The sequence below is a fragment of the Bradyrhizobium sp. 159 genome, assembly GCF_023073795.1.
In the GTDB taxonomy this organism is placed as follows: domain Bacteria; phylum Pseudomonadota; class Alphaproteobacteria; order Rhizobiales; family Xanthobacteraceae; genus Bradyrhizobium.
Genome location: NZ_JADPKE010000043.1, coordinates 78,331 through 92,996, shown reverse-complemented (window position 1 = coordinate 92,996; position 14,666 = coordinate 78,331). Strand labels below are relative to the sequence as shown.

Sequence of the window (14,666 nt, the reverse complement as noted above, 5' to 3'; positions counted from 1 at the left end):
TCCTTCCAAGCCATCGGCAAGCCCTCCTTGCCGAATAGTTGACCTGTTACCCATGTCGCCGGTCTAGTCTGTTACCCATGTAGCCGGTTTGGACCGCGCAGCGACCCTCCCCCTCCAGGGGAGGGTAAGAGAAGCCGCGCCTCGATGCAACTGAACGTAGTTTCGCCGGCTACACCGCTGCCGTGGTGACGCCGCCGTCGATGACGATGGTCTGGCCGGTCATGAAGCTCGATGCGTCGGAGGCGAGGTAGGCGACGGCACCGGCGATTTCGTCGGGTTCGCCGATGCGGCGGAGCGGCGTGGTGGCGGTGCGGCGCTTCAGATTGGCTTCGTCTTCCCAGAGCGCGCGGGCGAAATCGGTCTTGACGAGTCCGGGCGCGATGCAGTTGACGCGAACGCCTTTGGGGCCCCATTCGCCGGCGAGCGAGCGGCACAGCGCGAAGTCGGCGGCTTTCGAGATGCCGTAGGCGCCGATCACGGTGGAGCCGCGCAAGCCGCCGATCGAGGAGATGATGATGACGGAGCCATTGCCGCGCTCGGCCATCTCAGGGATCGCGAGCGCGGAGAGCCAGATGTTGCTCTTGACGTTCGAGCCCATGATCTTGTCGAAGGCTTCGTCGGTGATGTCGAGCAGCGGGCCGTAATAGGGGTTCACTGCGGCGTTGCAGACGAGGATGTCGACCTTGCCGTAGTGCTTCGTTGCGCCCGAGATCAGCGCCTCGACCTCGTTCTTGCGCGCGATGTTGCAGGGAATGACGATGGCATCGCCGCCGGCGGCAATGATGCCATCGGCGACCTCCTTGCAGGCATCCGCCTTGCGCGAGGAGACCACGACCTTGGCTCCTAATTTTGCCAGCAGCTCGGCGGAGGAGCGGCCGATGCCGCGGCTGGAGCCGGTGACGACGGCGACCTTGCCGGTGAGATCGAACGGGGTGTTTTTCATTTGTTGGGCTCCGCTATGGCCGCATACTCAGTGTCATCGCCCGCGAAGGCGGGCGATCCAGTATTCCAGAGACGGCGCGGCTGGAATCGAGAAGCCGCGGTGGACTGGGCCCCTCGCCTTCGCGGGGGACGACAGGCGTCGTATGACTAGATCAATCCGCCCGTCTCCGCGACACGGCGCTGGTGGTAGTCGGTGTCGCCAAAGGTATTCTCGATCATGGTGAGGCGCTTGAAATAGTGGCCGATCTTCGCCTCCATGGTCATGCCGATGCCGCCGTGGAGCTGGATCGACTGCTGGCCGACGAATTTGGCCGACTTGCCGATCTGCACCTTGGCCGCGGCGATCGCATTGCTGCGCTCCCTGGCGTCCTCGAAATCACCGGCCATGGTCGCGAACATCGACATCGAGCGCGCCTGCTCGGCCGCGACGAACATGTCGGAGGCGCGGTGCTGGAGCGACTGGAACGAGCCGATCGGAACGCCAAACTGCTTTCGCGTCTTGATGTACTCGACCGTGGTCTTGAGCGACTCGTCCATCAAGCCGACCGCCTCGGCGCAGAGTGCGATGCGCGCCTCGTCGACGACGCGCTCGATCAGCGCGAGCGAATCCTCGGGGTTGCCGAGCACGGCGTCCGCGCCGATTTCGACGCCGGTAAAGGTGACGTCGGCAGCATGCAGGCCGTCCTGGGTCGGATAGCCCTTCTTAGCTACGCCTTTTGCATTGGCGGGGACCAGGAACACGCCGATGCCCTTATGATCGCGGCGCTCGCCCTTGGTGCGCGCGGTGACGATCAGGGTATCGGCGTTCTCGCCGTTGAGCACGACGAACTTCTCGCCGTCGATCACCCAACCTTCGCTCTTCTTCTTCGCCGTCGTGGTGACGTCGAACAGATCGTAGCGCGAGTTCTTCTCGAGCTGGGCGAACGCCAGCGTCTTGCTGCCGTCGATGATCCCTGGCACGTGCGCGGCCTTCTGCGCGTCGCTGCCGGCATGGCGCAGGAAGCCGCCGCCGATCACCACCGTGGCGAGATAAGGCTCGAGCACCAGCGCCTTGCCGAGCGCTTCCATCACGATCATGGTCTCGACGCCGCCGCCACCGAAGCCGCCATCGGTCTCTGCGAAGGGCAGGCCGAGCAGGCCCTGCTCGGCGAGCTTGAGCCAGACGGTTTTGCTCCAGCCGCCCTTCTCCTTCATATACTTCTTGCGGCTCTCGAAATCGTAGGAATCGGTCAAGAGGCCGTCGATGCTTTCCTTGAGAAGCCGCTGCTCCTCGGACAGGTCAAAATCCATGTTGCTTGGTTCCTCGTACCCGGAATTAATGCTTCGTCATTCCGGGACACGCGCGGTAGCGCGTGGACCCGGAAATCCAGAGTTTGTGGCGCGAGATTCCGGGTTCGCGCTGACGCGCGCCCCGGAATGACGCTAAAGCCCCAGCACCGCCTTGGCGATGATGTTGCGCTGGATCTCGTTGGAGCCGCCGTAGATCGAGACCTTGCGGTTGTTGAAATAGCTCGGTGCGATCTGGGCGGTCCAGTCCATGGCTTCGTTGGAGCCGTCGTCGCCGTGCACGTCGTAAGGCGCGGCGAACGGACCGATCACTTCCATCAACAGCTCGGTGGTGGTCTGCTGGATCTCGGAGCCCTTGATCTTTAGCACGGACGAAGCCGGATTGGGCTTGCCCTTGCCGTGCTTGCCTTCGTCGGCGACGACGCGAAGCTGGGTCAGCTCCAGCGCCTTCAGCTCGATCTCGCAGGCCGCGAGCTTCTCGCGGAAGGCGGGATCCTGGATGATCGGCTTGCCGCCGGACTCGACCTTCGACGCCAGATCCTTGATGCGGCGGATGCGCTCCTTGGAGACGCCGACGCGGGCAATGCCGGTGCGCTCATTGCCGAGCAGGAATTTGGCGTAGTCCCAGCCCTTGTTCTCCTCGCCGATCAGGTTCTCGTAGGGAACCTCGACGTCGTCGAAGAAGACCTCGTTGACCTCGGCGCCGCCGTCGATGGTCTGGATCGGACGCACGGTGACGCCTTTCGACTTCATCGAGAACACGATGAAGGAGATGCCCATCTGCTTCTTGGCGGCGGGATCGGTGCGGCAGAGGCAGAAGATCATGTCGGCGTGCTGGGCCAGCGTGGTCCAGGTCTTCTGGCCGTTGATGATCCATTTGTCGCCCTTGCGCTCGGCTTTCGTCTTCAGCGAGGCGAGGTCGGAGCCGGAGCCGGGCTCCGAAAATCCCTGGCACCACCAATCGTCGACATTGGCGATGCGCGGCAGGTACTTCTTCTTCTGCTCCTCGTTGCCGAAGGTGTAGATGACCGGGCCGACCATGCTGACGCCGAAGGCGAGCGGCTGCGGCGCTGGATAGGACTGCAGCTCCTCGTTGAAGATGTAGTGCTGCACGCTTGTCCACCCCGTGCCGCCATATTCCTTCGGCCAGTGGCTGACGCCCCAGCCCTTCTTGTTGAGGATGCGCCACCATGTCACCATCTCGTCCTTCGAGAGGTGGCGGCCCTCGACCAGCTTGCGCCGCGTATCCGGCGGCACGTTGTCGCGCAAGAACTGCCGCACTTCCTCGCGAAACGCCTGCTCTTCTTTCGTGAATGCGAGATCCATCGGATCCTCCTGTGAGCTTCGTCATCCTGGCGAAAGCCAGGACGACGGTGAACTATTGCAACACCTCAAAAAGTCCCGCCGCGCCCATGCCGCCGCCGACGCACATGGTGACGACCGCGTACTTCGCCTTGCGGCGGCGGCCTTCGATCAGAGCGTGGCCGGTGAGGCGCGCGCCCGACATGCCGTAGGGATGGCCGACCGAGATCGCGCCGCCATTGACGTTGATCTTGTCGGGGTCGATGCCGAGCTTGTCGCGGCAATACAGCACCTGCACCGCGAAGGCCTCGTTGAGCTCCCACAGGCCGATGTCGTCAACCGTGAGATTGTGACGCTTGAGCAGGCGCGGCACGGCGAAAACCGGGCCGATACCCATCTCGTCCGGCTCGCAGCCGGCGGAGACGAAGCCGCGGAAGATGCCGAGCGGCTTGAGGCCGCGCTTGGCCGCTTCCTTGTCGCTCATGATGACGGAGGCGCTGGCGCCGTCGGAAAGCTGGCTGGCATTGCCGGCGGTGATGGTGAAACCGTCACCGCGCACCGGCTTGAGGCCGGCGAGGCCTTCAGCGGTGGTCTCCGGACGCGGACCTTCGTCCTGCGACAGCGTGACTTCTTTCATCGAGACCGTACCGGTCGCCTTGTCGGTAACCGCCATCTGCGTGGTGATCGGCGCGAGTTCGTCCTTGAACTTGCCGCCCTGCTGCGCGGCCGCGGTGCGGCGCTGGCTCTCCAGCGAATATTCGTCCTGGCGTTCGCGCGAGATGCCGTAGCGCGTGGCGACGACCTCGGCCGTGTCGATCATGGGCATGTAGACCTCGCCCTTGATCTTGAGCAGCGCCGGATCCTGGGCGTGGAAGCCGTTCATCTTGTCGTTCTGCACGAGGCTGATCGACTCGCCGCCGCCGCCGACCGCGATCTCGACGCCGTCGAAGATCACCGAGCGCGCGGCGAGCGCGATCGCCTGCAGGCCCGAAGCGCATTGCCGGCCGATGGTGGTGCCGGCGACGGTGACGGGAAGGCCGGCGCGCAGCAGCGCCTTGCGCGCGATGTTGCCGCCGGTCGCGCCCTGCTGGAGGGCTGCACCCATCACGACGTCCTCGACCTCCTTGGGATCGACCTTGGCGCGGGCGACGGCCTCGCCGATGGCGTGGCCGAGCAGGGTCGCGCCCTCGGTGGCGTTGAGCGCGCCGCGATAGGCCTTGCCGATCGGCGTGCGGGCGGTGGAAACGATAACGGCGTCGGTCAAGAACGACCTCCTGATGCGGTTTTGATGGATTGTGACGATTTCTGCTGCTGGCGCAATTCGTGGCGCGACAATTTTCCGACCGGCGTGCGCGGCAGATCGTCGACGAACTCGACTGCGGCCGGCAATTCATGCTTGCCGAGCTTGCCAGCGAGCTGGGTGCGCAGCTCGTCGAGCGAGAACGGTTTTGCCTCCGGCTTCAGCTTGATAAAGGCCTTGGCGGCCTCGCCACGATAGGGATCGGGAATGCCGAGCACGATCACCTCGTGCACACCGGGGACGGTGTAGATCGCCTGCTCGATCATCTGCGGATAGACGTTGAAGCCGCCGGAGATGATCATGTCCTTCTTGCGATCGACCAGGAAGAAATAGCCGTCCTGATCCATGTAGCCGATGTCGCCGGTGAGGAAACGGCCGTCGACGAAGGCCTCCGCGGACCCCTCCGGCTTGTTCCAATAACCCTTCGTGACGTTCGGGCCCTTGATGCGGATCTCGCCGACCTCGCCCGGCGGCAGCACGCGTCTCGGATCGTCCAGCGCGACCACGTCGAGCTCGATGCCGGGCAGCATCAGACCGATCGAACCGGGCTTGTCGGGGCCAACAGGCGGATGACCGGTGCCGGGCGAGCAGGTCTCGGTCATGCCCCAGCCGCTGCGCAGCTTCTTGCCGACCTTGCGCTCGAAGAAGCTCGCGATCTCCACCGGCAGCGGTGCACCGCCAGAGCCGATGGTGGCAAGCGAGGAGAAGTCGCGCTTGTCGAGGTCGGGCAGCGCCGCAATCGCGATCCACATCGTCGGCACGCCCGGAAAGTACGTCGCGCGCTTGATCTCAATGTCGCGCATCACCGCTTCGACATCGAAGCGCTGATGCAGCGAAATCAGATTGCCGCGGCGAAGCGAGGACAAGAGCACGACGGTGAGGGCATAGATGTGAAACAGCGGCAGCACGCAGATCACGCGCTCGACGACATCGCCGCGCGCGGCGCGCGCCGGCTTGCCCCAGACGTCGTAGATCGACACCGCCGCGGTGAGGTTGCCGTGCGTCAGCATCGCACCCTTGGGCAGGCCGGTCGTGCCGCCGGTATATTGCAGCAGCGCGACGTCATCGGCCGTCACGTTCGGCCACTCGGCCGGCGCGGCCGCGCCTTCGACGAAGGCTTCGAACGTGACGATACGGGGATCATCGGGGATCGCCGCCTGCGGCGTGCCGACCTTGCCCCAATCGTCGTCCTCGCAGACGACGAGGCGATCGATCAGCCCCTTCTCCAGAAATTTCAGCGCGGTCGGCAGCAGCGCGGCAAGGTTGGAGGTGACGAGCAGGCGCGAGCCGGAATCGGCGACCTTGTGGGTCAGCGCGATCTCGCCGTCGAGCGGCGACAGATGCGCGACGCGGGCGCCGGCCTTGAGCGCACCGAAGAAATTGACGGGATGATCGGGCGTGTTGCCGAGGAACAGTGCGACCGAGCTGTTCCTGCCACAGCCGGCGCGCAGGAAGGCCGCGGCGGCACGCTCGGCCATCGCGGCAAGCGCGCTATAAGTGATGGGTCGGTCGCGAAACTCGATCGCGGTGCGCGCGCCGTAATCGGCGGCGGCCTGCGACAGCAGGTCGGGCAGCGTACCCTGGACGATGGTGTCGTCCCAATGCACGCCCTCGGGATAAAACTGTTCGCCGGGATGGGTCATTAAGGTCTCAAGTCCAACAAAGCGTCATTCCGGGCCGATGCGAAGCATCGAACCCGGAATCTTGAGGTTCCGGGTTCGCCCTGCGGGCGCCCCGGAATGACTGAGAATTGGAGCGCGAAGCTCCATCAAGCCGCCTTCGACGCAGCCGCCAGCGACGCGAACGTCTTGCCCTCATCCGCGAGCTTCTTCAGGAGCGGCGCGGGCTCAAGGCTCGGGTCGTTGGTCTCTTTGGCGTAGAACGACAAGCGGTCGGCGATGTGCTTGAGGCCGACGCTGTCGGCCCAGAACATCGGGCCGCCGCGGTAGATCGGCCAGCCATAGCCGTAGAGCCAGACCACGTCGATGTCGGAGGGGCGTACCGCAATGCCCTCTTCGAGGATCTTCGCGCCCTCGTTGATCATCGGATACATCATGCGCTCGAGGATCTCCTCGTCGCTGACGACACGCTTCTTGCGGCCGAGACGGGCCAGTGTCTCGTCGATCAGCTTCTCGACCTCGGGATCGGGCAGCGGCGCGCGGCTGCCGCCTTCATACTTGTAGTAGCCCTTGCCGGTCTTCTGGCCGAAGCGGCCGGCTTCGCAGAGCGCATCCGCGATCTCCGACTTGATGCCGCGATCTTTCCGCGAGCGCCAGCCGATGTCGAGGCCGGCGAGATCGCCCATCGCGAACGGTCCCATCGGCATGCCGAACTTGGTCACGACGGCATCGACCTGCTGCGGCAAAGCGCCTTCGAACAGCAGCTTCTCGGACTGCTTGCCGCGCTGCGCCAGCATGCGGTTGCCGACGAAGCCGTCGCACACGCCGACCACGGCCGGCACCTTTGCGATCTTGCGTGCGATATTGACAGCGGTGACCAGCGCATCGGGCGCGGTCTTCTCGGCGCGCACGATCTCGCACAGCTTCATGACGTTGGCCGGCGAGAAGAAGTGCATCCCGAGAACGTCCTGCGGACGCTTGGTCGACTTCGCGATCTCGTCGATGTTGAGATACGAGGTGTTGGAGGCGAGCACCGCGCCGGGCTTGGCGAACTGGTCGAGCTTGCCGAACACTTCCTTCTTCACCGCCATGGTCTCGAACACGGCCTCGATGACGAGGTCGGCATCGCCGACGTTCTCGATCCCGACCTTGCCGTTGATCAGCGCCATGCGCTTGGCAGGCGCATCGGCCGGGATGCCGCCGCGTGCCGCGGTCGCTTCCCAGTTCTTTTGCATGACGCCCATGCCGCGCTTGAGCTGCTCTTCCCCGGTCTCAATCAGGGTGACGGGAATGCCCGCATTGGCAAACGACATCGCAATGCCGCCGCCCATGGTACCGGCGCCGAGGATGGCGACACGGTTGACCGGGCGCGGCTTGGTGCCTTCAGGGATCCCCGCGATCTTGGCGGCTTCGCGCTCGGCGAAAAAGGCATAGCGCTGCGCCTTGGACTGGTCGCTGGCGACGAGCTTGAGGAAGCCTTCGCGCTCCTTCTTTAGGCCCTCGTCGAACGGCAGGTCGATGGCGTAGCCGACGGCGTCGGCCGCTGCGAACGGCGCTTCCAGGCCGCGCGACTTCTTGGTCATGGCCGCGACCGCATTGGTGAAGATGGAACGATCGGCCTTGGCGGCCGCGAGCTTGGAATCGTCATCGCGCAGGCGCCGCAGCGGACGCTTCTCGGCCAGCAGCTTGCGGACGAAGGCTTCGCCGCCCGACGCCGGGCCCTCGATGATCTCCTCGATCAACCCGTTCTTCAGCGCCTCCGCTGCGCCAATGGGATCGCCGCCGACGATCATCTTGACCGCGAGCTCGGGACCGACCGCGCGCGGCAGGCGCTGGGTGCCGCCCGCGCCCGGCAACAGGCCGAGCTTCACCTCGGGCAGGCCGAGCTTGGCCTCTTTCACCGCGACGCGGTAATGACAGGCGAGCGCGACCTCGAGGCCACCGCCGAGCGCGGTGCCATGGATCGCGGCGACGATCGGCTTCGGCGAGTTCTCGATCTCGGACAGCACGTCGTTGAGGGCGGGCGGCTTCGGCGGCTTGCCGAATTCGGTGATGTCGGCACCCGCAATGAAGGTGCGGCCGGCACAGGTCAGCACGATGCCCTTGATGCCGGGATCGGCGATTGCAGCCTTGACGCACTCCAAAATGCCGCTGCGGACCGCGGCACTCAGCGCATTGACTGGAGGGCTGTCGACCGTGACGATGCCGACTTCGTCATGACGCTCAAGCTTGACCACTTCGCTCACGGTGTCCCTCCTTGGTGGGATTAACTTTGTTCGATTTCGCGGTGCGGAATTTAATTCCGCATCTTGACGGCAGGGTTATTTTGAAGCACGGACGTTGTCAACGACTCCGCGCAAGAAGCAGATCAGGGATGAAGCGTACAGGAAAGAAGACTGCGACCGACCGGAATTTCGTCGTCGCGCTTTCCCGCGGACTGGACGTATTGCGCGCATTCGAACCCAATGACGGCCTTCTCGGCAATCAGGAGATCGCGGCGCGGACAAATCTGCCGAAGCCGACCGTGTCACGCCTGACCTACACCTTGACGAAGCTCGGTTATCTTGCGCCGGTTCCCCGCTTCGAGAAGTACCAGCTCACACCGGCCGCGATGTCGCTTGGCTATGCGGCGCTCGCCAATCTCGGTGTTCGGCATTTGTCCGAACCGTTCCGCGAGGAAGTGATGCGCGCGACCGGCGGCGCGGTCGCCGTCGGCGGCCGCGACCGCCACAGCATGATCTATTTCGGGCAGAGCCGGGGCAGCGAGACCGTCGGCGTTCAACTTGACGTCGGCTCCCGCGTGCCGATTGCAACCAGCGCGATGGGTCGCGCCTATTTCTGGGCGCTCGATGCCGACGATCGCGCAGAACTGTCGCGTCTGCTGCGCGAGCATTACGGCAGCCGCTGGCCGAAGATGCGCGACGGGTTGGAACGCTCCGGCGAGACCGTGGCGAAATATGGCTTTGCGATTTCCGTCGGCGACTGGCACGACGACATCGGTGCCGCCGGCGTCGCGCTCAAGCTCAACGACGGAACCGGACCCTACGCATTCAATTGCGGCGCGCCCGCATTCCGTTTCACGGAAGAGCGTTTGATCAACGACATTGGACCGCGTCTGCTTGCGATGGTAAGGAACATCGAAGCGGCACTCGGGGGTCTGATGCCGCATTCAAAAAAAGACGTCAGCAAAAAGCTGAAATCAGGAGGAAAAGTTGCGCGTGTGGCCGAGGGATTCAGATAGCCTTTGTCATCACCGGGAGCGGTTCGCATCGCCCCTTCGCCCACTGATCGGTGTGGGCGAGACGAGATGACGCAGGCACAGCTCGCGCAGGGGACATCGCCCCTGCTCGCGGTTCGCGACGTCAGCGTCGTGTTCGGCGGCATCATCGCGCTCAACGGCGTGTCCTTCGACATGCACAAGGGGCAGATCCTGGGATTGATCGGCCCGAACGGCGCCGGCAAGACCACGCTCTTCAACTGCCTGTCGCGGCTCTACCAGCCGTCGTCCGGCGACATCCTGATGGAGGGCGTCAGCATCCTGTCGCGGCCGCCGCACCGGATCGCCGAGATCGGCATTGGCCGCACCTTCCAGAACGTGGCGCTGTTTCCGAACCTTTCGGTGATGGACAATGTCCGTGTCGGCGCCCATTCAAAGACCTCCAGCGACATCATCAGCGACTCCCTGAGATTGGCCTGGGTCCGGCGCAGCGAGACCAGCGTCAACAACAAGGTGCACGAAATCCTCGCTTATCTCGATCTTGAGGACGTTGCCCACACCGTGGTTTCCGGCCTGCCCTTCGGCACGCAGAAGCGCGTCGAGCTGGCGCGCGCGCTGGCGGCGGACCCGAAGATCCTGCTGCTCGACGAGCCCGCCGGCGGCCTCAATCACGAGGAAGTCCATGTGCTCGGCGACCTCATCCGTCGCATCCGCGACGATCGCCACATGACCGTGCTCCTGGTCGAGCACCACATGGGTCTCGTGATGTCGATCGCCGACCACGTCGTCGCGCTCAATTTCGGCAAGAAGCTCGCGGAAGGCACGCCCGCCCAGGTGCAGGCGGACCCCGACGTCATCAAGGCCTATCTCGGGAGCAAGGACCAATGACGACGCTGCTCAACGTCAAGGACCTGCGTGCCTATTACGGCCAGGTCCAGGCGCTCCATGGCCTGTCCTTCTCGCTGAACGAAGGCTCGCTCGTGACGCTGTTAGGGGCCAACGGCGCCGGCAAGACCACGACGCTGCGCGCGATCTGCAACATGGTGCGCTCGACCGGCGGCATCGAGTTCGACGGCAAGCCGCTGAACAACCGCTCCACCGAGAGCATCGTGCGGTTCGGCATTGCCCATGTGCCGCAGGGCCGCGGCACCTTCACCAACATGACGGTGGAGGAGAACCTCCAGCTCGGCGCCATCACCCGCAAGGACAGCGCCGGCATCGTCTCCGACATCGAGCGCATGTACGCGCATTTCCCGGTGCTGAAGCAGCGGCACACCCAGCAGGCCGGCACGCTCTCCGGCGGCGAACAGCAGATGCTCGCGGTCGCCCGCGCGCTGATGCTGCGGCCGCGGCTGATGCTGCTGGACGAGCCCTCCTTCGGTCTCGCGCCGCTCGTGGTGCGCGATTTGTTCGGCATCCTCGGCAAGATCAACCGCGAGGACAAAGTGTCGATCCTGGTGGTCGAGCAGAACGCCCAGCTCGCGCTCGAACTCGCCGACCAGGCCTATGTGATCGAGACCGGCCGCATCGTGATGTCGGGCAAAGCGAAAGACATCGCGAACAACGAAGAAATCCGCAAATCCTATCTGGGTTACTGAGGGAGCGGATGATGGCAACAATGTATCGCTCTGGGTACACCTCTCCCCAACGGAGAGAGGTCGGATTGCGAAGCAATCCGGATGAGGGGGCGCAGCTTCCCCGAAAGACCTTAACCCTTCACCCGCGCCAACCGCGCGACCTCTCCCAACGGGAGAGGTGGAGCTTTGATGCCGCAGCATCTCAATCCAAATTGAGCAAGCTTTAAGGAGCCGGGACGATGGAGCTTTTTACCAACCAGGTCCTGGCCGGCATCGCCACCGGTGCCATCTATGCCTGCATGGCGCTGGCCGTTGTCATGATCTACCAGGCCATCGACCATCTCAACTTCGCGCAAGGCGAGATGGCGATGTTCTCGACGTTCATCTCCTGGCAACTGATGCAATGGGGCGTGCCCTATTGGGGTGCCTTTCTGATCACGCTGATCTTCTCGTTCATCGGCGGCATCGCGATCGAACGCATCCTGTTCAAGCCTCTGGCGAAGGCGCCGGTGCTGACCAACGTCGCCGGCTTCATCGCGCTGTTCGCGATCATCAACTCCTCGGCCGGCCTGATTTGGGACTTCACGATCAAGCAGTACCCGACCCCGTTCGGCTCCGCCCCGTTCCTCGGCAGCCAGCTGATCTCGACCCACCAGGCCGGCATGATCGGCGTCACCGTGCTGCTGCTGCTGGGGCTCTATTTCTTCTTCCAGTACACGCGGATCGGCCTTGCCATGCGCGCTGCCGCCTCGGTGCCTGAATCGGCGCGCCTCGTCGGCATCAACACCTCCTGGATGATCGCACTGGGCTGGGGCATGGCCTCGGCGATCGGCTCGATCGCCGGCATGCTGATCGCCCCGGTCGTGTTCCTGGAGCCCAACATGATGGGCGGCGTGCTGATCTACGGCTTCGCCGCGGCGGTGCTCGGCGGGCTGACCAGCCCGTTCGGCGCCGTGGTCGGCGGCTTCCTGGTCGGTGTCTTCGAGAATCTCGCCGGCACCTACATTCCCGGCGTCGGCAACGAGCTAAAGCTTCCGATCGCGCTCGCGCTGATCATCTCCGTCCTGGTCGTCAAACCCGCTGGCCTGTTCGGCCGGCACATCGTCAAGCGAGTTTGATCATGAGCGCAGTTGAAGATGTCGTAACGGAAGCCCCTGCCGTCGAGGCCGTTCCGAAACGGGCCATGACGCTGGGCACCGGCACCTCGCTGGTGGTGCTCGCGGCGTTGCTCATCGCGCCCGTCTTCGTCAAGAACTTCATCATCTTCCAGATGACGATGCTCCTGATCTACGGACTTGCGGTGCTGGCACTGAACATCCTGACCGGCGGCTCGGGCCAGTTCTCGCTCGGCCAGAGCGCGTTCTACGCCGTCGGCGCCTACACGACCGCAGTGCTGATGGAGCACTTCAACGTCAATTATGCGCTGACCTTGCCGATTGCCGGCGTGGTCTGCTTCGCCTTCGGCTTCCTGTTCGGGCAGCCGGCGCTGCGGCTTTCCGGGGTCTATCTCGCGCTCGCAACCTTCGCGCTCGCGACCGCGATGCCGCAGCTTCTGAAGCTGAACTTCCTCGAGCACTGGACCGGCGGCGTGCAGGGCCTCGTCGTCACCAAGCCGGACGCGCCGTTCGGCCTGCCGATGTCGCAGGACATGTGGCTGTACTACTTCACGCTCGTGGTCACGATCGCGATCTACATCTTCGCGGTGAACCTGTTGCGCTCCCGCTCGGGCCGCGCCTTCATGGCGATCCGCGACAACGAGATCGCGGCCTCCGCCATGGGCGTGGACGTCGCGCTCTACAAAACGCTGGCCTTCGGCGTCTCCGCGGCCATCACCGGTATCGCCGGCTCACTCGGCGCCATCGCCGTGCAGTTCGTGGCGCCCGACAGCTACACCATCACGCTCGCGATCTCGCTGTTCCTCGGCATGGTCGTCGGCGGCGTCGGCTGGCTGCCCGGCTCGATCGTCGGCGCGGCCTTCATCATCTTCGTGCCGAACATCGCGGAGGGCATCTCCAAGGGCCTCTCAGGCGCGGTATTCGGCGTGCTCCTGTTCCTCGTCATCTACCTCGTGCCGCATGGCGCAAGGCAGGTCGCGATTCTGGGCCAGCAACTCGCCGGCAAGCTCAGAAAGAACTGAATCCCTCTCGTCAAGCCTGTCGTTTTAACCAAGGAGAACGAATTGCATTTTGGAAGAACACTGCGAGCCGCCGCGCTGGTCACGGCAACGGCGGCCATTGCCCTCACCTCCGGCGCTGCACTCGCCCAAAAGAAATACGACACCGGCGCGTCCGATACCGAGATCAAGATCGGCAATATTATGCCGTACAGCGGTCCGGCGTCGGCCTATGGCATCATCGGCAAGACCGAAGAAGCCTATTTCAGGATGATCAACGACAAGGGCGGCATCAACGGCCGCAAGATCAACTTCGTCACCTATGACGACGGCTATTCGCCGCCGAAGGCTGTCGAGCAGGTGCGCAAGCTGGTCGAGAGCGACGAGGTGCTGGTGGTTTTCAATCCGCTCGGCACGCCCTCGAACACGGCGATTCAGAAATATCTCAACGCCAAGAAGATCCCGCAACTGTTCGTCGCAACCGGCGCCACCAAGTGGAACGATCCGAAGAACTTCCCCTGGACCATGGGCTGGCAGCCCTCCTACCAGAGCGAAGCGCAGATCTACGCGAAATGGCTGATGAAGGAGAAGCCGGACGCCAAGGTCGCGATCCTGTACCAGAACGACGATTTCGGCAAAGACTACCTCAAGGGCACCAAGGACGGACTCGGCGCCAAGGCCTCGTCCATGATCATCATGGAAGAGAGCTACGAGGTCTCCGAGCCGTCGATCGACGGCCATATCGTCAAGATCAAGGCCGCCAATCCCGACGTGCTGCTGATCTACACCACGCCGAAGTTCGCAGCCCAGACCATCAAGAAGACCGCCGAGCTCAGCTGGAAGCCGCTCCAGATCCTCACCAACGTGTCGATCTCGGTCGGCAGCGTGATGAAGCCGGCCGGCTTCGAGAATGCCCAGGGCGTGCTGTCTGCCGCCTATGCCAAGGATTCGACCGATCCGCAGTGGGCCAACGATCCCGGCATGAAGAAGTGGAACGAGTTCGTCGACAAGTACATGCCGGGCGCCGACAAGTCGGACACCAGCATGGTCTATGGCTATGGCGCAGCGTCGACACTGGCCAAGGTGCTGGAAATGTGCGGCGACGATCTGACCCGCGCCAACATCATGAAGCAGGCGGCATCGTTGAAGGACTTTGCTCCGGACACGCTGCTGCCCGGTGTCAAGATCAATACCAGCGCTACCGACTTCGCCCCGATTTCGCAGCTTCAGATGCAGCGGTTCAAGGGTGAGAAGTGGGAACTGTTCGGCGAGATCATCAGCGGCGACGTCGCCTCCGAGTGACACGCTG

12 protein-coding genes are annotated in these 14,666 nt (G+C 64.0%); 6 read left to right on the top strand and 6 right to left on the bottom strand.

Going from position 1 to position 14,666, the window contains the following annotated elements; all coding sequences use genetic code 11:
• Window positions 1–169 precede the first annotated feature (169 nt).
• The 6 genes from IVA96_RS11685 to IVA96_RS11660 all read right to left on the bottom strand — a co-directional run bounded on the left by IVA96_RS11685 (window position 170) and on the right by IVA96_RS11660 (window position 8,696).
• The gene (locus tag IVA96_RS11685) at window positions 170–943 is read right to left on the bottom strand and encodes an SDR family oxidoreductase (RefSeq protein WP_247277864.1); all 774 of its coding nucleotides are present in this window, start codon (window positions 941–943) and stop codon (window positions 170–172) included.
• Window positions 944–1,089: 146 nt separating this feature from the next.
• Window positions 1,090–2,232 carry a pimeloyl-CoA dehydrogenase small subunit gene (gene pimD, locus IVA96_RS11680; RefSeq protein ID WP_247277865.1) on the bottom strand — a complete coding sequence of 381 codons (1,143 nt, stop codon included), beginning with the start codon at window positions 2,230–2,232 and terminating at the stop codon, window positions 1,090–1,092.
• A gap of 132 nt (window positions 2,233–2,364) precedes the next feature.
• Complete coding sequence (gene pimC / locus IVA96_RS11675) at window positions 2,365–3,555, bottom strand: pimeloyl-CoA dehydrogenase large subunit (protein WP_247277866.1); 1,191 nt, start codon at window positions 3,553–3,555, stop codon at window positions 2,365–2,367.
• A gap of 52 nt (window positions 3,556–3,607) precedes the next feature.
• Window positions 3,608–4,795 carry an acetyl-CoA C-acyltransferase gene (locus IVA96_RS11670; protein ID WP_247417234.1) on the bottom strand — a complete coding sequence of 396 codons (1,188 nt, stop codon included), beginning with the start codon at window positions 4,793–4,795 and terminating at the stop codon, window positions 3,608–3,610.
• The gene (pimA, locus tag IVA96_RS11665) at window positions 4,792–6,474 is read right to left on the bottom strand and encodes a dicarboxylate--CoA ligase PimA (RefSeq protein WP_247277868.1); all 1,683 of its coding nucleotides are present in this window, start codon (window positions 6,472–6,474) and stop codon (window positions 4,792–4,794) included. Before pimA ends, IVA96_RS11670 begins: the two co-directional genes overlap by 4 nt.
• A 125-nt stretch (window positions 6,475–6,599) precedes the next feature.
• A complete protein-coding gene (locus IVA96_RS11660; RefSeq protein WP_247277869.1) occupies window positions 6,600–8,696 on the bottom strand; it encodes a 3-hydroxyacyl-CoA dehydrogenase NAD-binding domain-containing protein in 2,097 nt (698 codons plus the stop codon).
• 128 nt (window positions 8,697–8,824) lie between these two features.
• Here IVA96_RS11660 and IVA96_RS11655 point away from each other — a divergent pair, with 128 nt between their 5' ends.
• The 6 genes from IVA96_RS11655 (at window position 8,825) to IVA96_RS11630 (ending at window position 14,659) form a co-directional block, all read left to right on the top strand.
• Window positions 8,825–9,691: an IclR family transcriptional regulator gene (locus IVA96_RS11655; protein WP_247277870.1), complete on the top strand. Its 867-nt coding sequence runs from the start codon at window positions 8,825–8,827 to the stop codon at window positions 9,689–9,691.
• 66 nt (window positions 9,692–9,757) lie between these two features.
• Window positions 9,758–10,555, top strand: coding sequence for an ABC transporter ATP-binding protein (locus tag IVA96_RS11650; protein ID WP_247277871.1), 798 nt, complete (start codon window positions 9,758–9,760; stop codon window positions 10,553–10,555).
• Window positions 10,552–11,265, top strand: a complete 714-nt coding sequence (locus IVA96_RS11645) for an ABC transporter ATP-binding protein (protein ID WP_247277872.1) — start codon at window positions 10,552–10,554, stop codon at window positions 11,263–11,265. Before IVA96_RS11650 ends, IVA96_RS11645 begins: the two co-directional genes overlap by 4 nt.
• A 218-nt stretch (window positions 11,266–11,483) precedes the next feature.
• Window positions 11,484–12,362, top strand: a complete 879-nt coding sequence (locus tag IVA96_RS11640) for a branched-chain amino acid ABC transporter permease (RefSeq protein WP_247277873.1) — start codon at window positions 11,484–11,486, stop codon at window positions 12,360–12,362.
• 2 nt (window positions 12,363–12,364) lie between these two features.
• Window positions 12,365–13,381, top strand: coding sequence for a branched-chain amino acid ABC transporter permease (locus IVA96_RS11635; protein WP_247417227.1), 1,017 nt, complete (start codon window positions 12,365–12,367; stop codon window positions 13,379–13,381).
• A gap of 42 nt (window positions 13,382–13,423) precedes the next feature.
• Window positions 13,424–14,659: an ABC transporter substrate-binding protein gene (locus IVA96_RS11630; RefSeq protein ID WP_247277875.1), complete on the top strand. Its 1,236-nt coding sequence runs from the start codon at window positions 13,424–13,426 to the stop codon at window positions 14,657–14,659.
• Window positions 14,660–14,666 lie beyond the last annotated feature (7 nt).

What these genes read in the sequence shown, in the direction of transcription:
- IVA96_RS11685 (WP_247277864.1), bottom strand. Translation starts at nt 943, where the DNA reads ATGAAAAACACCCCGTTCGATCTCACCGGCAAGGTCGCCGTCGTCACC.
- pimD (WP_247277865.1), bottom strand. Translation starts at nt 2,232, where the DNA reads ATGGATTTTGACCTGTCCGAGGAGCAGCGGCTTCTCAAGGAAAGCATC.
- pimC (WP_247277866.1), bottom strand. Translation starts at nt 3,555, where the DNA reads ATGGATCTCGCATTCACGAAAGAAGAGCAGGCGTTTCGCGAGGAAGTG.
- pimA (WP_247277868.1), bottom strand. Translation starts at nt 6,474, where the DNA reads ATGACCCATCCCGGCGAACAGTTTTATCCCGAGGGCGTGCATTGGGAC.
- IVA96_RS11655 (WP_247277870.1), top strand. Translation starts at nt 8,825, where the DNA reads ATGAAGCGTACAGGAAAGAAGACTGCGACCGACCGGAATTTCGTCGTC.
- IVA96_RS11650 (WP_247277871.1), top strand. Translation starts at nt 9,758, where the DNA reads ATGACGCAGGCACAGCTCGCGCAGGGGACATCGCCCCTGCTCGCGGTT.
- IVA96_RS11645 (WP_247277872.1), top strand. Translation starts at nt 10,552, where the DNA reads ATGACGACGCTGCTCAACGTCAAGGACCTGCGTGCCTATTACGGCCAG.
- IVA96_RS11640 (WP_247277873.1), top strand. Translation starts at nt 11,484, where the DNA reads ATGGAGCTTTTTACCAACCAGGTCCTGGCCGGCATCGCCACCGGTGCC.
- IVA96_RS11635 (WP_247417227.1), top strand. Translation starts at nt 12,365, where the DNA reads ATGAGCGCAGTTGAAGATGTCGTAACGGAAGCCCCTGCCGTCGAGGCC.